Source organism: Thermocrinis ruber (genome assembly GCF_000512735.1).
GTDB lineage: Bacteria > Aquificota > Aquificia > Aquificales > Aquificaceae > Thermocrinis > Thermocrinis ruber.
Genome location: NZ_CP007028.1, coordinates 1265484 through 1286576, shown reverse-complemented (window position 1 = coordinate 1286576; position 21093 = coordinate 1265484). Strand labels below are relative to the sequence as shown.

The 21093-nt window shown below is 47.4% G+C and carries 20 protein-coding genes; 15 read left to right on the top strand and 5 right to left on the bottom strand.

What is annotated here, in order from left to right; translation table 11 throughout:
- Positions 1-1422, top strand: a complete 1422-nt coding sequence (gene gcvPB / locus THERU_RS06900; RefSeq protein WP_025306549.1) for an aminomethyl-transferring glycine dehydrogenase subunit GcvPB — start codon at positions 1-3, stop codon at positions 1420-1422.
- Here gcvPB and dnaN read toward each other — a convergent pair.
- A complete protein-coding gene (gene dnaN, locus THERU_RS06895; RefSeq protein ID WP_025306548.1) occupies positions 1403-2500 on the bottom strand; it encodes a DNA polymerase III subunit beta in 1098 nt (365 codons plus the stop codon). The two genes, gcvPB and dnaN, sit on opposite strands and share 20 nt — an antisense overlap.
- A gap of 78 nt (positions 2501-2578) precedes the next feature.
- Here dnaN and THERU_RS06890 point away from each other — a divergent pair, with 78 nt between their 5' ends.
- The 10 genes from THERU_RS06890 (at position 2579) to THERU_RS06845 (ending at position 11745) form a co-directional block, all read left to right on the top strand.
- Complete coding sequence (locus THERU_RS06890) at positions 2579-4147, top strand: IS200/IS605 family accessory protein TnpB-related protein (protein WP_025306547.1); 1569 nt, start codon at positions 2579-2581, stop codon at positions 4145-4147.
- Between the two features lie 68 nt (positions 4148-4215).
- Positions 4216-4725 carry a 3-isopropylmalate dehydratase small subunit gene (leuD, locus tag THERU_RS06885; RefSeq protein WP_025306546.1) on the top strand — a complete coding sequence of 170 codons (510 nt, stop codon included), beginning with the start codon at positions 4216-4218 and terminating at the stop codon, positions 4723-4725.
- On the top strand, positions 4712-5257 hold the full coding sequence (gene pyrE, locus THERU_RS06880) for an orotate phosphoribosyltransferase (protein WP_025306545.1): 546 nt from the start codon (positions 4712-4714) through the stop codon (positions 5255-5257). The genes leuD and pyrE overlap by 14 nt, the downstream gene beginning before the upstream one ends.
- On the top strand, positions 5257-5988 hold the full coding sequence (locus tag THERU_RS06875) for a ZIP family metal transporter (protein WP_025306544.1): 732 nt from the start codon (positions 5257-5259) through the stop codon (positions 5986-5988). Before pyrE ends, THERU_RS06875 begins: the two co-directional genes overlap by 1 nt.
- A 144-nt stretch (positions 5989-6132) precedes the next feature.
- Complete coding sequence (locus tag THERU_RS06870) at positions 6133-6471, top strand: P-II family nitrogen regulator (RefSeq protein ID WP_025306543.1); 339 nt, start codon at positions 6133-6135, stop codon at positions 6469-6471.
- A gap of 25 nt (positions 6472-6496) precedes the next feature.
- The gene (gene glnA / locus THERU_RS06865) at positions 6497-7906 is read left to right on the top strand and encodes a type I glutamate--ammonia ligase (RefSeq protein ID WP_025306542.1); all 1410 of its coding nucleotides are present in this window, start codon (positions 6497-6499) and stop codon (positions 7904-7906) included.
- A gap of 48 nt (positions 7907-7954) precedes the next feature.
- Complete coding sequence (locus tag THERU_RS06860; RefSeq protein WP_025306541.1) at positions 7955-9229, top strand: ammonium transporter; 1275 nt, start codon at positions 7955-7957, stop codon at positions 9227-9229.
- Positions 9230-9245: 16 nt separating this feature from the next.
- Positions 9246-10304: a porin gene (locus THERU_RS06855; protein ID WP_025306540.1), complete on the top strand. Its 1059-nt coding sequence runs from the start codon at positions 9246-9248 to the stop codon at positions 10302-10304.
- A gap of 3 nt (positions 10305-10307) precedes the next feature.
- On the top strand, positions 10308-11069 hold the full coding sequence (locus tag THERU_RS06850; protein WP_025306539.1) for a TIGR01458 family HAD-type hydrolase: 762 nt from the start codon (positions 10308-10310) through the stop codon (positions 11067-11069).
- A gap of 1 nt (position 11070) precedes the next feature.
- Positions 11071-11745, top strand: coding sequence for a type 1 glutamine amidotransferase (locus THERU_RS06845; protein ID WP_025306538.1), 675 nt, complete (start codon positions 11071-11073; stop codon positions 11743-11745).
- Here THERU_RS06845 and THERU_RS06840 read toward each other — a convergent pair.
- Positions 11742-13253, bottom strand: a complete 1512-nt coding sequence (locus THERU_RS06840) for a sigma-54 interaction domain-containing protein (protein ID WP_025306537.1) — start codon at positions 13251-13253, stop codon at positions 11742-11744. The genes THERU_RS06845 and THERU_RS06840 overlap by 4 nt on opposite strands.
- Positions 13254-13337: 84 nt before the next feature.
- On the opposite strand from THERU_RS06840, the gene THERU_RS06835 reads away from it, so the two are divergent.
- The 4 genes from THERU_RS06835 to THERU_RS06820 are packed head-to-tail and all read left to right on the top strand — an operon-like array spanning position 13338 to position 16275.
- Positions 13338-13670, top strand: coding sequence for a hypothetical protein (locus THERU_RS06835; protein ID WP_025306536.1), 333 nt, complete (start codon positions 13338-13340; stop codon positions 13668-13670).
- 13 nt (positions 13671-13683) lie between these two features.
- Positions 13684-14880 (top strand): phosphoglycerate kinase, encoded by a 1197-nt coding sequence (locus THERU_RS06830; protein WP_025306535.1) that lies wholly within the window; start codon positions 13684-13686, stop codon positions 14878-14880.
- Positions 14881-14891: 11 nt separating this feature from the next.
- Positions 14892-15956 (top strand): flavodoxin-dependent (E)-4-hydroxy-3-methylbut-2-enyl-diphosphate synthase, encoded by a 1065-nt coding sequence (ispG, locus tag THERU_RS06825; RefSeq protein WP_025306534.1) that lies wholly within the window; start codon positions 14892-14894, stop codon positions 15954-15956.
- Positions 15934-16275: a hypothetical protein gene (locus THERU_RS06820; RefSeq protein ID WP_025306533.1), complete on the top strand. Its 342-nt coding sequence runs from the start codon at positions 15934-15936 to the stop codon at positions 16273-16275. The genes ispG and THERU_RS06820 overlap by 23 nt, the downstream gene beginning before the upstream one ends.
- Positions 16276-16300: 25 nt before the next feature.
- Here the strand turns inward: THERU_RS06820 and THERU_RS06815 are convergent, their stop codons facing one another.
- The 3 genes from THERU_RS06815 to THERU_RS06805 are packed head-to-tail and all read right to left on the bottom strand — an operon-like array spanning position 16301 to position 21025.
- Positions 16301-17437, bottom strand: coding sequence for an acyl-CoA dehydratase activase-related protein (locus tag THERU_RS06815; RefSeq protein ID WP_038532237.1), 1137 nt, complete (start codon positions 17435-17437; stop codon positions 16301-16303).
- Positions 17361-19514 (bottom strand): BadF/BadG/BcrA/BcrD ATPase family protein, encoded by a 2154-nt coding sequence (locus tag THERU_RS06810; RefSeq protein WP_025306531.1) that lies wholly within the window; start codon positions 19512-19514, stop codon positions 17361-17363. Before THERU_RS06810 ends, THERU_RS06815 begins: the two co-directional genes overlap by 77 nt.
- The gene (locus THERU_RS06805; protein ID WP_025306530.1) at positions 19511-21025 is read right to left on the bottom strand and encodes a hypothetical protein; all 1515 of its coding nucleotides are present in this window, start codon (positions 21023-21025) and stop codon (positions 19511-19513) included. Before THERU_RS06805 ends, THERU_RS06810 begins: the two co-directional genes overlap by 4 nt.
- Positions 21026-21093: the final 68 nt, after the last annotated feature.

Sequence of the window (21093 nt, the reverse complement as noted above, 5' to 3'; positions counted from 1 at the left end):
GTGGAGCTGATATTTGAGCTTTCTGAGAAAGGAAGGAAAGGGTACAGGCTACCCAAGTTGGATGTGCCGGCGGTGGATGTAGCCCAGTATCTTGGCGAATACTACAGAGAGGACTTGAACTTCCCGGAGGTCTCGGAGCTTGACGTGGTAAGACATTACACAAAGCTCTCCCAGAGAAATTACGCCATAGACACCACCATGGTGCCCCTTGGCTCCTGCACCATGAAATACAACCCCAAGATCAACGAAGAACTGGCTAGGATAGAAGCCTTCACACAGATGCACCCCTTTGTTCCGGAAGATTGCGTCCAAGGCACCCTCAGGCTTATGTATGAGCTCAAGGAGCTTTTAAAGGAGCTTAGCGGTTTTGCGGAGGTTTGTCTTCAGCCCGCTGCCGGTGCACAGGGGGAGCTACTTGGCTTACTGCTAATAACCGCCTATCACCGAGATAGAGGAAATACCCACAAAAACAAAATATTGGTGCCAGACTCCGCCCATGGCACAAACCCAGCTTCTGCCAGCATATGTGGTTTGGAGGTGGTAAGTGTTAAAAGCGACGCAAACGGAGAGTTAGACTGGGAGGATTTCATAAAAAAGCTTGACGACAGAACCGCAGGGCTTATGCTAACAAATCCGAACACCCTGGGCATATTTGAGAGAAAGGTAAAAAAGCTCGCAGATGCCCTGCATCAAAAGGATGCTCTCCTTTACATGGACGGTGCCAACTTCAACGCCTTAGTTGATGTGGCAAAGCCCGCTACTTGGGGAGTGGATGTTATGCACTTTAACCTCCATAAAACCTTTTCCACGCCCCACGGAGGTGGTGGTCCGGGTGCTGGTCCCGTGGGAGTTTCAGAAAAATTAAAGCCCTACCTGCCTGTGCCACAGGTGGAGTTTAACGGTCAAAGGTATTACCTCAATTGGGACATTCCCAAAAGCGTGGGTAAGGTGCTTACCTTTTACGGACACGTGGGTGTGATGCTTAGGGCTCTGGCATACATCCTGTCCTACGGCAAGGAGATAGACAAGGTATCAAAGTTTGCAGTTTTGAACGCAAGGTATTTATACAGCCTTCTTAAGGATGTTCTATGGGATCCATACCCAAGCTCACCCAAAATGCACGAAGTGGTCTTTTCTATGCAAAAAACCGGCATAAGTCCCTTAGACTTAGCTAAAGCCCTTTTGGACAAAGGCTTTTACGCACCCACTGTCTACTTCCCCCTCGTGGTCAAGGATGCACTCATGATTGAACCTACAGAAACAGAGAGCCCAAGAACTATAAGGGCTTTTGCCAATGCCATAAAGGAAATACTCCAGCAGGACCCGGAGGAGGTAAAAACCAGTCCAAAAACTACACCGGTGAGAAGAATAAAGGAGGCAGAAGCCAACAGAAAGCCAATTCTTAGAGCCTCATTGGCATGATTACGCAGAGATAGGGATCCTTTTCCAAGTTTGCGCTTTCAAGTATCACAGGGCTGTCTGCATCTATTGCCTTTAGATATACCCTGTCAAAGTCAAACTCTCCAAGGGCTTCTAAAAGATACTTTCCGTTAAAACCTATGTCCATAGGCTCAATGGCGGAAAGGCTCTCCAGTATTTCCACCTCATCCTTGCCTTCACCAAACTCAGGCTCCGATATCTCCATCAAAATGACCTCAGAGGAGAACGAAAGCTTCACAGGAAAGGCTTTGGCTGATGCTATTGCAGAAAGTCTTTTTAGGGCATTTTCAAACTCAGACCTATCAAGTAGCACATTTATCGTGTAGTCGGTAGGGATAACCGCCATATAGTCAGGGTATTCTCCCTCCAAAAGCCTAACAGAGAGGGACCAGTTTTCTCCCTTCACATGGGCAAAATTCTCGTCTTTGCCCACTTCCACAGAACCTATGGCGTCTTTTAAAAGCTTTTCTAAGACCTTTAGGCTCTTACGGGCAAGCAAAAGCTCCTCGTCAAAGGAAACACCCTCGGGCATATAGAGGGCAAGCCTGTGTCCATCAGAACCCACAAAGTGAAGCCTGCCTTCTTTACTTCCCACATACATGCCCTGAAGGGCATACCTCGTGTCCTCTTTGGATATTGCATAATCTACCTTGGATATCCCCTTTAAAAGCAAACTGCTCGGAATATCACCTTTGCACACAACCTCGGGAAATTCAGGAAACTCGGAAGGGTCGCCACAAACCAGCTTAAACTGGCTCTTTCCTCCTTTGATAATCAGTTTATCCTCTTCCAGCTCCATATATACTTCGGCGGAGGACAGATTCTTTATTATGGATGTCAGCTTGTCTGCGTTGACAGAGGTCTCTCCGGGAGATTCCACCCTTGCGGGTAGGTTTAAAACCAAGAAGTTCTCCAGGTCTGTGGCGTAAATGATAAGCCGATCTTCTTCCGCTAACAGCTTAAAGTTGTTTAGAACAGGAAGGGCTGACTTCTTTTCTGTAGCAGATTTTGCCTTTGTAAGCACATCCTCCAGCTCCACCCTATCCACAAACAGACGCATGGCAATAAATTATAAAGGGTATTCTAAAAATCCAGACCTATTGACGCAAAAAGGTATTTCCTCTAAAATCTAAGCTTGATGTTTGTTAGCCTACAGTTCAAGCTTGAACTGAAAAGGGAAGACAAAGAAAAACTCATAAAGCTTATGCGTAAGCAATCCTCTGCCATTCGTGTAGCATACAACATGCTAAAAGAGCTGGAGAAAAAGAAAACAAGAAACCCACACGCCCAAATATACCAAAGACTAAGACAGCTATTCCCTGAATTACCAACAAAATACATTGATTCAGCTATTTACAAGGCTAAGCAATATTCTACCGATAAACCGGTGGTATTTGGAGGCAAAAGGCTTTTTGAAAAACTCTGCAAAAATCACCTTACAGGAAAAGCAAGAGAAAAACTTAAAAAGCAATGGAAAGAACAAAGGCAGGGAACACTTGTAAGCATTGGGTCAAAATCAGACAGAGGAAACAGACTAATGAGATTTGAAGAACTAAACGGACAGCTTTGCCTTAGAATTACCACAGGAAACAGAGAGTTTATTTATGCCAAAGTGTTAAGAGAGCCAAGCAATAGTAAAGACAAGTGGCTCACTTTTATGGCTATGCTTTTAGAAAGTTGGCAAATTCCAAGCTATTTCCCTTATACAGTGGAATTAAAGCTAAGAAATGGAGAAGTTTATGGAAGCGTATCCTTTGAAATTCCAACACCTGAAGTTAGATACACCAAAGAGAACGGAGTAATAGCCATAGACATTAACGCATCACCCATACACTTAGCGGTAGCAGAAGTCTCAAAAACTGGAGAGCTATTAAGCTATCAAACCATCAGCCTACACCACCTTTTAGGGCTTTCTCAAAACAGCAAAGACCACCAAGAGTGGATATTAGCCCATCAAATGGTGAATTTAGCTATTGAGAAAGGTAAAGCTATAGCCGTAGAGAATTTGAAAAAGCTTAGGAAGGGAAAGCGTGGAGATGGGAAAGCCAAGCTAAGAAAAATACTTCACAACTGGAACGCCAAAAAATTCTTGCAAAAGCTAAAGAGGGTAGCAATGATAAAGGGAGTGGAGGTGATAGAGGTAAACCCTGCCTACACCTCAGTTATAGGCATGCTAAAGTATGCACCACAGTTGAACATAGATAAAGACATAGCTGGAGCTTATGTGATAGGAAGAAGAGCACTGGGATTTAAAGAGGACATGCCTGAGAATTACGAGAAACTTTTGAAAGACAAAACATATCTGGAGTTTGCACTGAAAAGGTATGAAGAGAAAGAAAAGGAACTCAGGGAACTTTTAGAGGAAGAAACAAACCAATATAAGAGGAATGCCTTAGAAAGCGAACTAAGGAGTGTAGAGTATGCAAAGGAGCTATTAACCAATCTCATACAAAGCCTTCAGAGTGAACCAAGCTCCTGCGAGGGAGCCTATGGAAGGAATCCCGAGCAGGGAAGGGTGGCAAAAACTACCCTTCAAAGTGCTTGGCAAGTTCTGAAGGTAGCCCTCCTCTTCCCTATCCTTGGAAAGGTCTTACCAAGAGACCTTTCTCCTCTGAAGCCATTGTTGGTGGAAGGGGTGTGGGATAGGGTGAGGAGTAGGTTAGTTCCCTTAGAGGCTGGGGGGACGGTCCCGATAAGGGATTTTTAGAACAGCCTCATAGATTATAACATTGAACAGAGGGTTATATTCAGAAATTTTGGTGTTAAAATATGCCCATGCGCTTTAGAGGAAAGGTTTGGAAGTTTGGAGATAATGTGGACACAGACCAGATCATACCTGCCCGCTATTTGAACACCTCGGACCCTTATGAATTGGCACAGCATGTTATGGAGGATTCAGAACACCCCAACTTTGCCAAGGAACATCAGCCGGGAGACATAATAGTGGCGGGTAGGAACTTTGGCAGTGGCTCTTCAAGGGAGCATGCGCCCATCGCCATAAAGTATGCGGGGGTTCCTGTAGTGGTTGCCAAGTCTTTTGCGAGGATCTTCTTCAGAAATGCCATAAACATAGGGCTTCCTATTGTGGAGGCACCAGAGGCGGTGGATGAGATAAATCACGGTGATGAGCTGGAGGTGGATTTGGACAGTGGCATAATAAGAAACCTTACCACGGGCAAAGAGTACAAAGCTACCAAGTTCCCAGAGGAGCTTCAGGCAATCCTGCGGGCTGGTGGGCTTATGGAGTATGCAAAAGCAAAACTGAGCAAAAATGTCAGCGGATAATAGGTTAAAGGAGCTCATACTCAGCAGAGCCCTAAAGGTGGCAGAGGAGCCCATCTTTAAGCTCTCTTCCGGGAAACTCAGTAGGTACTACATAGACCTAAAGCAGGTTACCCTTGACCCGGAGGGAGCCTATTTGGTGGGCAAGCTCATGTATGAATTGGTCAGGCAGTTTGGCGTTCAAGGAGTAGGTGGGCTCACGCTTGGCGCAGACCCCATAGCCTACGCGGTAGCCTTTGTATCCTATTTGGACGGAAATCCTATAAAGCCCTTTGTAGTCAGAAAGGAGCCAAAGGGACACGGCACAGGAAAGCAGGTGGAGGGACTCCTGAGTGCAGGGGAAAGGGTGGCGGTGGTGGAGGACGTGATTACCACCGGTAGTTCCTCCTTAAAGGCAGTGCAGGCTTGCAGAAGGGAGGGCTTGGAGGTGGTGGGCGTTTTTGCGGTGGTGGATAGAGAGGAGGGGGCTCAAGAAAACTTGAGTAAAGAGGGTGTTGAGCTTTATTCTCTTTTTAAGCTCTCCCAGTTGATTTGATGGAAATTTGGCTGGGTTCTTTGCTTTTGGTAATAGGCACTGCTGTAGGCAGTTTTATGGTTTTGTTCTTCAGAGGAACAGCCCTCTCATCCCTGAACGTTAGCCTGTCCTTTGCGGGTGGTGTGATGCTAACCGCCAGTTTTACAAGTCTTATACTGCCCGCAGTGGAAAAGGGTGGCTTTTTCAAAACCGCCTTGGGTGTAACCATCGGCTTTGGAGTTATGGCTCTTGTGGAGAGGCTCTTTCCTCACGAACACCCTACTATGGGACAGGAGGGTATACTGCCTTTGAAGATGAAAAAGCTAACATTGATCGTGGTGGGAATAACCATTCACAACATCCCAGAAGGTCTCAGTGTAGGTATAGCTACCGCATACTCAGGTAAGGATGGACTAGCAACCGCACTGGCTATATCCCTTCAGGATATACCTGAGGGCTTGGTGGTTAGCCTGCCTATATATGCCTTAGGGGGAGGAATGATAACTGCTTTGGCGGTTGGTTTTTTGAGCGGTGCGATAGAGGGGCTTTTTTCCCTCCTTGGCTTCGTTTTCATGAAGGTCTTTGAAGGTTCCCTGCCAGTGGGTATGGGCTTTGGAGGGGGTGCCATGCTTTACATAACCGTTAAGGAAGTTTTCCCGGAAGCTTACTCGGAAGGTAGAACCTTTGCCACCACCCTTGGCTTTTTGGTGGGAGTTCTTCTTATGCTCTTTCTTGATACAGTTAGCTTTTAGCTGTGTTAACAAATTTACAAAAATGTAAGCAATTTTACAAGACTTTGGGCTATACTAGGTGTTCAGAGGCTTTTAAAATATTGCCCGTGCGGAGTGTGTCTTTTGGCACACTTTTTGCACAAAAACTATACAGGAGGTTGGAAAATGAAAAAGATAGAAGCGATCATCAAGCCCTTTAAGTTGGATGAGGTAAAAGATGCCTTGGTGGAGATAGGCATAGGGGGTATGACCGTCACGGAAGTTAGAGGTTTTGGTCAGCAGAAGGGACACACTGAAATTTACAGAGGCACCGAGTACGTTATTGACTTTTTGCCCAAGGTCAAGATTGAGGTGGTGGTAAAGGATGAAGATGTGGAGAAGGTAATAGAGACTATAATGAAAACAGCCCAGACAGGAAGGGTGGGAGACGGCAAGATTTTTGTCATTCCTGTAGAAGAGGTGGTCCGAATAAGGACAGGAGAAAGAGGTGAGCAAGCTATATAAAAAATCCTATAAAGGAGGTCAAACCATGCCAAAGTATTCACCGGAGGAGGTGCTGAGCCTCATTGAGCAGGAAGGGGTCCAGTATGTGGACCTCCGATTCTCTGACCTTTTTGGTCAGTGGCAACACCTTACCATCCCAGCCTACGAGCTGTCTCTCTCTACCTTTGAAGAGGGTAGAGGCTTTGATGGCTCCTCCATAAGGGGTTGGCAGTCTATACACGAGTCGGACATGCTAGCCATTCCCGACCCAACCACTGCCTTCATAGACCCCTTCATGGAGCCAAAAACCCTTGTGATGATATGCGACATTTACGATCCTATCACCAGGGAGCGTTATGGCAGAGACACCCGTTATGTAGCCCAAAAGGCAGAGCAGTACTTGAGACAAACGGGCATAGGAGACACCGCCTACTATGGACCTGAGGCGGAGTTTTTCATCTTTGACTCGGTGGAGTTTGGCACTTCCGCCAACTACGCCTTCTGGAAGGTGGACTCAGAGGAAGGATGGTGGAATAGGGAGATTACTTCTTCTGGCTACAAGATACCTCACAAGAGGGGCTACTTCCCAGTGCCACCTTTGGATAAGACCCACGCACTCCGTAGCGAGATGGTATCCATTTTGTCCCAGCTCGGTATTGTGGTAGAACTTCACCACCATGAGGTTGCCACTGCCGGGCAAGGAGAGATAGACATACGCTACGATTCTCTGGTAAATCAGGCGGACAAGCTGTTCATCTACAAATATGTGGTTAGAATGGTGGCTCACAAGTATGGTAAGTTTGCTACCTTCTTGCCCAAGGTTCTTCCCAACGACAACGGAAATGGTATGCACACCCACTTCTCCATATGGAAGGATGGGCAAAACCTCTTTGCGGGCTCCGAGTATGCGGGCGTCTCTGAGATATGCCTTTATGCCATAGGCGGTATTCTAAAACATGGACCTGCACTGACCGCCTTCACCAACCCCACCATAAACTCTTACCACAGGCTTGTGCCCGGTTTTGAGGCACCTGTAAGGCTCGCCTACTCTGCAAGGAACCGCTCTGCTGCAATAAGAATACCCACCTACTCCCAATCTCCCAAGGCAAAGAGAATTGAGATCAGGTTCCCAGACCCAACCTGCAACCCATACTTGGCTTTCTCCGCCATACTGATGGCTGCAATAGACGGAATAGAGAACAGAATCCATCCCGGAGAGCCCTTTGACAAGGACATATACTCACTGCCTCCGGAAGAGCTAAAGGACATACCCCAACTGCCCGGCTCCTTGGAGGAATCCCTAAAAGCCCTCGAGAACGATTTTGAGTTCCTTCTGAAAGGTGGTGTCTTCACCGAGGATCTAATCCAAACTTGGATAGAAGCCAAGAGAAAGGAAATAGACGAGATAAGGTTCATACCTCACCCCAAGGAGTTTGAACTTTACTTTGACATTTAATTAAAAAAAACCGCCCCGCCCTCAAGGCGGGGCAAAGGAGGAGATAGAATGCGTCGCGTAGCAAGTATTATACCACTATTGCTTTCAAGCTTAGCCTTTGCAGAAGGGCAAGCCCCCAAGTTAGACACGGGGGACACCGCTTGGATGCTTACATCTACAGCCTTAGTTATGCTCATGAGCCTGCCCGGTCTTGCCATCTTCTACGGCGGATTGGCGAAGGCAAAGGACACCCTAAACACTATAGCCATGGTCTTTACCGCTTATGCCATTGCTTCCGTGGTGTGGGTAATCTACGGATACACCTTAGCCTTTGGCACGGACATTGGAGGAATAATAGGTAGCCCTGAAAAGCTCTTTCTAAGCGGTGTTGATGTTAAAAGCCTTCAGGGTACAATTCCCGAGCTTCTGTTCGTAGCCTTTCAAGGAACCTTTGCGGCGATAACCCTTGCCCTCATAAGCGGTTCCTACATAGAGAGAATGAAGTTTTCCGCATGGCTACTTTTCAGCATCCTTTGGGTGAGCTTTGTGTATGTGCCCGTAGCCCACTGGGTATGGGGTAATGGCTTTTTGGCAAAGCTGGGTGCCTTGGACTTTGCGGGTGGCACTGTGGTGCACATAAACGCAGGTATTGCGGGCTTGGTGGGTGCCTTGATATTGGGTAGGCGTAAGGATACTGCCCTCATTCCCAGCAACCTTCCCATGGTTGTTATAGGTACTGGGCTTTTGTGGTTTGGATGGTTTGGCTTTAACGCAGGCTCCGCGGTAGCTTCAAATGCTCTGGCATCGGCGGCTCTTCTGAACACCAACATTGCCACAGCGGTTGCAGCCCTATCTTGGATGTTTGTGGAATGGCTCCACGCCAAAAAGCCCACCGTCCTTGGTCTTGCGTCTGGTGCCATAGCTGGGCTTGTAGCCATAACTCCAGCAGCGGGCTTTGTGAACGTGATAGGTGCCATCATCATAGGCTTGGTGGCTGGCGTTGTGCCCTACTTTGCGGTGGCAGTGCTAAAGCACAAGCTTGGCTATGACGACGCCCTTGATGTGTTCGGCATTCACGGAGTGGCGGGAATAATCGGTGCAGTCCTTACCGGTGTTTTTGCGGACCCTTCCATCAACGAAGCGGGCAAAGGTCTTCTTTATGGAAACCCAGGGCAAGTTTTGATCCAAATCTTGTCAGTTGTAGTAACTATAGTCTACGATGCCATAGCCACCATTGTGATCCTCATCGTGGCAAAAGCCCTCACAGGTCTGAGGGTAAGCCCTGAAGAGGAAATAGCTGGGCTAGACAACTCCCAGCACCGTGAAAAGGCTTACAACCTTTAACAGAGGAGGTTTTGCCATGAAAAAGTTAGCCCTTCTCAGCCTTTTTGGCTCCGTAGCCCTTGCACAAGCCCTCGAGCTAAAGCTTGAGCCCATGGGTACAATCAACGTTAGCGGTGCCCTAACCGTCTATACCATCCACTCCAACAACAAAGCTTTAAATGACAACAAAAATACCCGCTACGATGTGGGCTCAACCATTATTAGTCTTTCCAAGTCCGCAGAGCCCTTTGGCTTTACCTTGATCGGTGGTGCATACGCAACTCCAGTGGTGGGTGTGGCACTCTCAAAGACTTCCGAATCCACAGACCTGTTCAGCCCAATTCCCGTGGCATACTTGGAATACTCTCCCATGAAAGGACTCTCCATTCAAGCAGGAAAGCTTCCCACCATAATAGGCTATGAGTCCGCCTTTACTTACCAAAACAACTACATCCAAAGGGGTTTGGTTTGGAACATGCAACCCGTAATAAACAACGGCGTTAGGATAACCTACAGCACAGACCTCTTCTTTGTAAAGTTTGGAGTAAACGACGGCTTTTATACTCTCAGCACAACCGACCCAAAACCCGCCCTTGAGGCAAGCCTTGGACTAACTCCCATAAAAGATGGCTCAATAGCCCTTAATGTTATCCTTCCCGATAAAAACTCAAGACCAAATGATACCGCAGATCCTTCCAACAAGAGGGAGATAAACCTGGTAGCTTCCTACACACTGGATAAACTTTCCCTTGGTGCAGACTTGCTCTATGTGGAGGCTCCAAAAAGCGACAAAGCAAATGTTCCAGAAAAGGCAAAGGCAAGCGGTGTAGCACTGCATGTATCTTATGATCTAAAACCCTTTAAGCTCTCTGGTAGGATAGAGTATGTAAAGGACAACTCCGACGCTGGGGGTTTAGATTTAGTGGGTCTTGGCGACGGAAACAAGGGTTTGACCTTTACCGTAACTCCCGCCTACACCCATGGTCCCTTATTCTTGAGGGGTGAGCTCTCTTACGTAAAGGCAGACAAAGAATTTACTGTGAACGGAAAGAAGGATCAAACGCGTATAGGTGTGGAAGTTGGGTTTATGTTTTAAGGTATGGGCATAAAGGCTATCCTTTTGGACATAGATGGGGTGCTAACCATAAGGGATAGGGTAATAGAGGGGGCCCCGCGGGCCCTCAAAGAACTCAGAAAAAACTTCAAAATAGCCCTCGTCACCAACACGACGAGGGTTCCCTCTCGCATAATTTTTGAAAGGCTGAGAAATCTCGGCTTTGATCTGGAAAGGGAAGAACTCTTTACCGCACTCAAGGTTTCAAGGGAGTTCTTAGTAAAGAACAAAGCCAATGCCTACCTTTTGGTTTCTGACATGGCACGGAAGGAGTTTGAAGGCTTGGAGGAATATCCAATAAAGTATGTGGTTGTTGCAGATGCATACACAAACTTTAACTACCAAAACCTAAACACTGCCTTTAGGCTACTTTTAGAGGGTGCGGAGCTCATAGCGGTTGCTCCAAACAGATATTTTCTGGACGAAGATGGAAAGCTTTCCCTTGATGCGGGACCCTTTGTAAAAGCTCTTGAGTATGCAAGCGGAAAGACTGCCACCGTGATAGGTAAGCCCTCTGCAGAATTCTTCGGATTGGTTTTAGAACACTTAGGAGTTAAACCTGAAGAGGCTTTGATGGTGGGTGATAACATTGAGTTTGATATTTTGGGAGCCCAAAAAGTTGGAATGAAGGCTTGCCTTGTAAAGACTGGGAAATTCAGGGAAAGCGACCTTGAGAAGGGTATAAAGCCAGACCTTCTGCTGGAAAGTGTAAATGAACTACCAAAAGCTTTAATGGAGGTGCTATAGAATGAAGGCTTTGGCTATAAGGCATGTGCTTGCGGAACACTTGGGAATGATGGAAAGGTCCCTGAGAAATTTAGGCTTTAAAGTGGAATATCTGGACACCGCAAAGGGGGAAACTCTAAAAGAGCCATTGGAGGAATACTCCCTTCTTGTTGTTCTCGGTGGGTATATGGGTGCTTACGAAGAGAACCTTTATCCCTTTCTCTCTTACGAGTTTAGGCTCATGGAACAAGCCCTGAAATTGAACATTCCTATTTTGGGCATATGCTTGGGAGCCCAGATGCTTGCAAAGGTTTTGGGGGCAAGGGTCTTTAAGGGCGATAGGGGGAAGGAAATAGGGTGGATGGATGTTTTTAAGGTGGGAGAGCATAAGCTTTTCCAAGAGTTCCCAAACACATTGAAGGTCTTTCAGTGGCACGGAGACACCTTTGAGCTTCCAAAGGGTGCAGTAAGGGTTTATGCCTCTGAAAGGTATGAAAACCAAGCCTTTGTGTATGGAAAGGCTGTGGGCTTGCAGTTTCACATAGAGGTGGATCAGGATATGGTTAAAGAGTGGGCGGAGCTTTACCACGATGAGCTTCAGGAGGAGAAGATAGGAGAAGACATGCTACGGGTGGAGGACTGGGCGTATGAACAAAATTACCGGCTTATTGAAAGCCTTATAAGAAGGCTAATTTAGAACTTTTTCACTTCTATGTTGTATTTCTTTATTCTATAGTCAAGTTGCCTTAGGGTAAGACCCAAGAGCTTTGCGGCGCGGGATTTTACGTATCCGGTTTTTTCCAAAGCCTTTATGATCTCTTCTCTCTCCGTGGCTTCTACAAAGCTCGGCAGGTGTTTAAAGCTCACCTTTCCATGCTCCGGATGGAAGTATTCGGGAATGTCCTTTTCTGTTAGCAACCCATCCCTCAAAATAACGAGCCTTTCTATGAAATTCTCCAGCTCCCTCACATTTCCATACCAAGGATACTCCATCAGCTTTTCCATAGCCCTCCAGCTTATCCGCACATTCTTTTTGTATCTTTGGTTGAAGATCCTTAAAAAGTGTTCCACGAGCAAGGGAATGTCCTCCTTTCTTTCTCGCAGGGGTGGAATGTGTATAGGAAACACGCTTATCCTATAGAAGAGGTCCTCTCTGAACTCTCCCTTTTCCACCATCTCTGCCAAGTTTTTGTTGGTGGCACATATAATACGCACATCCACCTTTATGGTCTTTTCTCCTCCCAGCCTTTCAATCTCCTTGTCCTGTATAGCCCTCAGGATCTTGGGCTGTATAGACAGAGGCATGTCTCCTATTTCGTCCAGAAAGAGGGTGCCACCGTTGGCAAGCTCAAACTTTCCTTTCTTTGGTGCATAGGCACCCGTGAAGGCTCCCTTCTCATATCCGAAGAGCTCTGCCTCCAAAAGACTTTCTGGTATGGCTGAACAGTTTATGGTTATTATGGGTTTTGATTTTCTGGGGCTTGCAAAGTGTATAGCCTTGGCAATAAGACTTTTACCAGTTCCGCTCTCTCCAGTGATCAAGACAGTTATGTCCGTTTGTGCCACCTTTCGGACGAGCTCAGCCAAGTGCCTTATGGCTGGACTGTTGCCTACGATCCCTTCTATGCGGAAGTTCTCTGAGAGGGCTTCCGTTAGCATTCTCTTTTCCTCTTCCCACTCCTGCTTTTCCTGTTCCACCCTCTGGCTTATCTTGTAAAGCATCCCTAACATGGCTGAAAGGATCATGGCGAGTTTTATTCCTTCCTCTACGCTTTCCCTTTTGAACTCCTTAAAAAACGCCAGCACACCCACCGTTTCCTCACCTACCTTTATGGGCACCGCCACAAAGGTTTCCCTTCCGCTCAGTCTATCCCTCAAACCTGTCTTGTTTAAGTATTGACTTACGTGAAGGTCAGAAAGCACGACCGGCACGCCCATTTTATAAACCTTTCCTATGATCCCTTCTCCTCTTTTGAACACTCCTCTTTCTACCTCCTCCCTACTCAAGCCAAAGGATTTGACTATCCTGAGAACCTTATTAGGTCTATCGTAGAGGGCTATGTAGCTGTAGGGCACGTCCCAAAAGGAGTACAGTATTTTGAGAAACTCCTCCGCACCCTCCTCAAAGCTCAGACTTTTGCTAAGAATCCGCGCGGTTTGATTAACTACAGAAAGTATGCCAACCTCCAAGGTTTTTTCCGCCATTCCTTATTTTAATTTTAAAACCTAAGCCAGAAAAGTTGGAAGCCTATAAGGAATAAGTTAAAATATCCCTTAGGAGGTGTGTAAATGAAAAATCCTCTTGATGTTCAACTCCTAGAAGAGCTTTCCAACTTGGAGTATTTTATAGTGAAAGCCCCATTGAACTCAAGGGATTTTTGGAAGGAGTGGCAAGATAAGTTCTCCCGAGCATACATGACCCGGATCGCCATCAAAAAGCTTTTGAGAACAAAGAAAGCATCCTACGAAGAGGTGTCCAAATACAAGTCTATGATAGAACTCTATGAAGATGTGCTTTACTATCTGGAGCTCCTGAAGAACCTTGCCCTTCAGATGAGGGGCGTTTATTCTCCGGAGCCAGATACTGAGTTTGACGACGAGGACATAGACTTAGACTTTTGAGGGAGGCATGCCCATGCCCTTTAAGAAAAAAACTCTAAGGGGTCAAAACGTCTCTGGTAAGAGGGTTTTGGTTAGGGTGGATTTTAATGTGCCCATGGATGAGTTTGGAAACATTGAGGATGACACAAGGATAAAAGCTTCTTTGCCTACCATTGAGTATCTTTTGGACGCAAAGGCAAAGGTTATTCTGATGTCTCATCTTGGAAGACCTAATGGCAAAAGGGACCCTAAGCTCAGCTTACAGCCGGTAGCCAAGAGGCTCTCAAGGTATTTGAACCGGGAGGTTAAAATGGCACCGGACTGCGTGGGAGAAGAGGTCAAGAGGATGGTGGAGAACCTGAAGGAGGGAGAGGTTTTGCTTTTGGAGAACTTGAGGTTTCACCCCGGAGAAGAGGGTAAAGACCCAGAGTTTGCCAAGGAGCTGGCAAGCTACGGAGATATATACGTTAGCGATGCCTTTGGCACCTGCCACAGAAAGCATGCGTCTGTTTATTTGGTGCCACAGTTTCTCAAGCCTGCGGTTATGGGCTTTTTGCTGGAAAAGGAGATAAGCTACTTTGAAAGGGCAATGATCAACCCCCAAAGGCCGGTGGTTGCCATCATAGGGGGTGCCAAGGTCTCTTCTAAGTTAGGTATTCTGAAAAACCTTCTGAGAAGGGTGGATAAGCTCTTTGTGGGTGGAGCCATGGCTTTTACCTTTATAAGGGCTATGGGTTATCCTACGGGCAAATCTTTGGTGGAAGAGGATCTTTTGGAAACTGCCAAGGACATAATGGATGTGGCAAAGAAGCTTGAGGTCAAGTTTTACTTGCCTGTGGATTTTGTGATAGGAATGGAGGTGTCCGACAAAACTCCCACCAAGGTGGTTCCCTGGCAAGAGATTCCCGATGGCTGGATGGGGCTTGACATAGGTCCCGTTTCCGTCAGTCTACTAAGGGAGATCCTCTCAGACGCCCAGACGGTAATTTGGAACGGTCCTATGGGTGTTTTTGAGCTGGACCGGTTCAAGGACGGTACCTATCAAACCGCAAAAATGCTTGCAGAATCTCCCGCCTTAACCATTGCCGGTGGTGGAGATACAGACCACGCCATCCACAGGGCTGGAGTTTATAACGCCATAGACTTTGTTTCCACCGGTGGTGGTGCCTTTTTGGAGCTTTTGGAGGGTAAAACCCTGCCCTGCATTGAAGTTTTGGACGATGAGGAATAACTTTTAGGTCTATGAGAAGAAAAACAAGGCAGATAAGCGTAGGATGGGTTAAGGTTGGAGGAGATGCCCCCATAGTGGTGCAGTCTATGACCTCCACCAAGACCCACCAAGTGGAAGAGACCCTTTCTCAGATAAACAGGCTAGCCAAGGCAGGCTGTGAGATAATAAGGGTTGCGGTTCCCCATCGGGAGGACCTGGAAGCCCTTCCGGATATAGTAAAGAACTCTCCCATACCAGTGATAGCGGACATACACTTTGCGCCCTCTTACGCCTTTGGCTCTATGGAGGCTGGTGTTCATGGAATTCGCATAAACCCGGGGAACATAGGAAAAGAAGAGATCGTCAGGGATATTGTCCAAGAGGCAAAGCGGAAGGGTGTTGCCATAAGGATAGGCGTCAATTCGGGCTCTTTGGAAAAGGACCTTTTGGAAAAGTATGGCTATCCGAAGGCGGAGGCACTCTTTGAAAGTGCCATGCGTTGGTCAGAAAAGTTTGAAAAGTGGGGCTTTTATAACTTTAAAGTCTCCATAAAGGGCTCCGATGTGTTGGAAAACATCAGGGCAAACGAGCTCTTTGCACAGCACACAGACATTCCCCTGCACATAGGCATTACCGAGGCGGGCATGGGACTAAAGGGTATAGTAAAGTCCGCAGTGGGCATAGGCATACTTCTTTACAAGGGCATAGGAGACACGATTAGGGTCTCTTTGACGGACGACCCGGAGGTGGAGGTGGAAACTGCTTACGCCATTCTACAGTCCTTGGGACTAAGGCGGAGAGGTATAGAGATCATAGCCTGTCCCACCTGCGGAAGGATTGAAGTGGACCTACCAAAGGTGGTAAAGGAAGTGGAGGAAAAGCTAAAGGGTCTTGAAAAGCCCTTAAAGGTTGCCATAATGGGCTGTGTGGTCAATGCCATAGGAGAGGCAAGGGAAGCAGATTTGGGTCTAGCCTGCGGAAGAGGCTTTGCTTGGCTCTTTAAGGAAGGAAAGCCCATAAAGAGAGTTAGCGAAGAGGAGATGGTTCAAGCCCTGCTGGAGGAGGTACTAAACTATGACGGAAAAGGGAAAGTATGAAAAGCTATTGCAAAGGGCACAGTTGGTGGATCCAAATGTTCAGATAAACTTTGTAATGCTTGACTTACAGCCAAGGTGGATGAAATGCAGGCGTACAAGAAGGCTCGTATTCCAGTTTCACAAGCTCGGACAGGAGGAGGCTTTGACTGCCTGCGGGAAAAGGTTAGAAAAGTATCAGATCCTCCCAGAAAGGCAGGAAAACCTGGTGATCACGCAGGTGAATATGATGTTAGGAGGGCTTGGAGTCTTGGTTTTCTTTGACCTTTGTCCCCAATGCTTTGGAAATGTGAATAGATGCACTCCAGAGGAGGGAGGCTGAAGAAACACGCACAGTGAGGGTTTAATCATAATGTCAACTCTTTTGGCACTTCCCCCAACCTGCTTAGCTTCCTCTTGATGATGTCTTGGGAGTACTTTTCAAGGTAATAGACTATAGTCTCCACTCTTATTTTTACACTGCCTGCGGGCTTTGTTTCGTCTAACTCCCCAAACTTGAAAAATAGAGTGCCGGAGGATTCTACGATCCTCTGGGCGGGCGTAAAGGTTGGCTGGTCCATACCACATTCGTAAGAAGAGAGCCTTATGACCCCTGTGATCCAGGGAAATCTGCTGGCAAACTTGGCCCCCCAGATGATCTCGTTGGTGTTAGAGCTGTAAGAGGAGGTCCATACATCCGATATATCAAGGGAAATGCCAAGCCAGTCCAAGAGCCACTTGTCTATCGGTAGGTAGTTGTACCAAAGAACCGGATAGCCATAAAGCTGAAACTCTGCGTCTATTTCGTGTCCTATGCCCGGGTCCATGTGATAGGGTCTTGCCAGTACCAATAGGGCAGGTCTGTTGTTTTTGACGCACCAGCGCAGAATTTCCAAAGACTTTTCCCGCATGCTTTTGTCAAACTCCTCAAGGGATGCAAAGCCTTCCTTTACCGCCTCTACCACCTCTTCGTAGGTGAGGTCCTCCACCGCAGGCTTTAAGCCTTCAAAGAGATACTTGGGTAAAAGCTCCGGCTCCCCAAAGGGCACGAAGGGAGAAACATACTTTATACCCCTCTCTTTGAACTCATCCTTCTCTTTAAGAAATCCCGCCTTTATGTTCTCCGGTGCCATCATCACCCGAGTGCAACACAGTGTATCCATCACATGCCCCCTCAAAAAGGAGGGCAGGGAATAGATCATGGGCACAAAGAGGATGTCTATGTCCTTATGTAAGAGTTCTCCGATGTGTCCCGCAAGGGCTTTCACTGGAAAACAACTGTCCATGGTGATCCTACCCTTGCCGTAAGTTCTGTACTGCTCCTCGGAGGTGTCTGAGCTAAAAACCACTTTCATACCCAGGCTGTCAAAAAAGCCCACCCAAAAGGGCGCTGTGCCCCAGATGTTTAAAAACTTGGGAATGCCTACCTTAATGGACCTTCTGGCTTGCCCTTTTTGGCTTGAACGCAGTTTTCCTAGCAATTTGGGCAATGTTAGGAAACTCATCCTGCACCCTCCTTAGCTCCTGTTGAAGGATCTTAAGCTCGCTTTCGTCTTCTACAAGCCCCTTTGGACATGCGTTGCCAACTATGAGCCTGAGCCAACCCCTCTCCAAGGGCACTTTACTCCAAGGTCTTCCTTCCCCTTCTCCTACAAACACATCTATGAAGGTCCTTTGACAGTTCATAGGACACCATCTGCAGACCGTCTCTTGGGAGGTGGTTGCCCTGTAGGTTAGGTTTTCTACAGCGTCAAAGCCCCTAAACTGGCTTTTACCCTTTGTCTCAAGGGCAAGTAAGGCTACACCCAAAGCTCCCGCCTCTCCCGGGTAGGGATGTACAAACACCTGTGCCTCTGGCACCTTGGACTTTATAAAGTCCCTTTGGGCTTTTACCACCGCCAAGTTCTTGTGGGTTCCACCCTGAAGCACAAACTTTTTGCCCACCTGCGCCAAGTTGTTTATGTTGCCCGCATAGATCCACACGTTCAAGGGCAGAACAGCGCATAGCCCCGCAAGGATCTCCTCCGCCTTCCAACCCTTCCTCTGCTGATTGACTATATCGCTCTGTAAGAAAACACCACAGCCCATGGTAAAATTGGGAATGGCCTTTGCACTAAAGGCAAGCTTGGCAATGTCCTCCAGTGGTATGTTGAACCTTTCTGCCACTCCTTGCAAAAAGGCACCGTTTCCGGAAGAACACTGAGAATTTAGCCTAAAATCTACCACAGAACCGTTGCGAAGGATAAGGATCTTTACATCCACCCCACCCACATCGCATATACAGTCCGCATCCTTAAAAAAGTGCATGGCACCCGTAGCGTGGGCAACCGTCTCCACCACCGCACAGTCCGCCCCCAAAACATCCTTCAGAAGGTCCTTTCCGTAGCCCGTAAGCCCCAAGCCTATAACCTCCACATCATCCCCAAAGAATTCCCTTATCTGTCTGAAGATGCTTTTGGCATCCTCTATGGGATTGCCCTTGCTGATCTGATAGCAGGAAAAAACTGGCTCTCCTTCCTCAGAGACGCACACCGCCTTGGCGGTGGTAGAGCCAAAATCACACCCTATGGCTATCCTTTTAACCTTCTTTGGAACGATCTTCTTATACTGCCCTTCGTACTCTTTCAAAAACTCCCTTAGCTCCTCTTCAGAGGACACGAGCCCTCTCTTTCCCTCCTTTAGCTTTTCTTGGTATTGTCCCTCCTCTATCCACCACCTGAGCCTATCCAAGCCCTCATAAACTCCGCCCTCTTCCTCCATGGCATAAAAGACACAACCAAGGCTCGCATAGTAAAGGGAGTTTTCGGGAACTACCACCAGTTCCTCCATCTCTTGGTCTGTGCAATCCCTCAAGCCCTTTTCCTTCCAAATTCTCTGAAGGTGCACACGCCAAGCCTCCCTAAGCCCCTTAAAGAATAGATTGGGACCTCCCAACAGTAGCACCTTCCACATGGGAGTGTTTCCCTTGGTAAGTTGGGAGAGGTTCTGATAGACCACCGCCTCAAAGAGGGAAGCCATGATCTCCTCCGGTGGCACTCCAGCCTTTTGCAAGGTATTCACATCTGCTTCTGCAAAGATGCCACATTTGGCACTTACCTTGTGGAGATTGTAGCCCTTGTATCCCATAGAACCCAGCTTTTCCTGAGGAATTCCAAGCTTTCTTGCGGTCTTTTCTATAAAGGTGCCCGTTCCTCCCGCGCAGGCGTTTTGCATAAAGACCTGCTTTACCCTTTTCCCATCAACCTCCTTGAAAAAGATCGCCTTCATATCCTCCCCACCGATTTCGCTAACAAACCTCACATCCGGATGGAGTTTTTCCACTGCGGTGGAGACCGCAACCACCTCCTGAACAAACTTTCCCCCTACCAGCGGAGCGATCAGCGTAGCACCAGAGCCAGTGAAATAGACCCTGTCCCTTCCGGGCTTAAAACCAAAGTTCTCTTCAAGCTTTTTTAAGAACTCATACACCTTCTCTGCGGTCTTTGTGTTGTGCCTTTCGTAGGCTTTATCTAAGATGTTCCCACGATCATCCACCAAAACATACTTACAGGTGGTGCTTCCTACATCTATGCCCAAAATCATCTCAGCCTCCCCATGAGTTTTGCTACGTGCATCACATAGTTAGCAGATGTTCCCACATAGCCATAGTTTGGCACCTTGTAGGTTGCCCTTTTGAGCTGTGGATGTTTTTCTTCAAAGTCTCTGATCTCTTCCAAGCTCAAGCCCGTTCTCTCCAAGGCTTGTTCAAACCCCTCCTTTGCCCTCCTCTTGGCTTCTGTAAGAACCATCTGACAGCGGGAGTATGCATGTACTTCCGAGTCTCCTTTAATTTCTATTGGTGCGTACAGGAGCTCCGGATAGTCTGCCAGTACCTTTGCCATGGCACCAACAGACATAGTGTTGGGAAGGCATCCGTAGGGAGACAGCTCGCAGACCATATGGGCTTGCTTGTGTTTTAGTGCGTAGAGGGCTTTGCCGATAAGCATATGCCCCTCGCCCCCAGCTAGCCTGTAGTAAAAGTAAGGTCTTGCCAGTTCCTTCAGTTCCCTCTGGGAGGGCAATGGGTTGGGAATGTTATTCAAAGCCTTTCTGAGCTTGTCGTAGGTTCTCCTATATAGCCACGCAAAAAATGAAATGGCAAGTTTTTTAAGGTAGTAGTTCTTTACAAAGGGTTTGGCGTCTTCAAGCTTGAAAAGTTCCATGTTTATAAGATAGTCCATCCAGACCGCTACCGGTGGTGGGATAACCTCCGCACCTTGTTCCTCCAACCATCTTTTTATGTTGTAGTTTCCGTCTCCTTCGTGGGTCTGAAGCCAAAACTCCCCGGTGATCTTTACCCTTGCCTTAGGCTGAAGCCTATCCACCTCTATCTCATCCCAGAGCTTTTTAACTTCCTTTAGGGCATCCACGAAGTAATCGGTGAGTATGTGCCAAAGGAAGTTCCCGAGCTTTTTGCCCACTATGGGTCTCTTTTTGAGTCTTTCATAAAGCACTTCCACACTGTCCTTTACCACTTGGTCTGTTTGACCCTTTTTTACTTCGTAAGGTCTTGTGGCGTATTCCATGTCCGTTATCAGGTCTCCCATGAACATGGCATAGACGAGCCCAAGGGTAAGAGGCATGCTTACTTCCAAACCTCCACCCTCTGCAGACTGTTCAAGCTGCAAAAGGTCCAAAAGAAAGAGCCTAAAGTCCCGTAGGTTTAGCCCTTCAAGGACCCTCTCGTAGGATTCGTGATACTGTCCGAACCTACAAGGTCCGCAGGCACCGACCGTAACAAAAATGTACCTATCCCTTACCGCATCCCTTCCTTCCCTCTTTTCAATGTCCATAAGGGCCCTTGCTAAGTTTCCTGCGGTAAAGGTGGTAGGACAGCAAGCACCCACATCTATGTACTCCTTCCCTATGTCCAAATCTATCCTCTCTATGTTGGGCAAGGGCTTTGCCTTATAGCCCATGTTTTCCAGGGCACCCGTTATGAGCCTTTCGTGTTTAAAGGTAAGCCCACCAAAGAGTATGGTAGTGTATGGTCTCTCCTCCTTGGTAAAAGGTCTTGGCTTGTAGGCTTTATACTCAAAGCTTACCGCTTCCATGATACCCCTCCTGCAAAGTTTTTTTATAAGATAAGCTGGATTTTAGGTCAATAAACTGAGGAAAATCA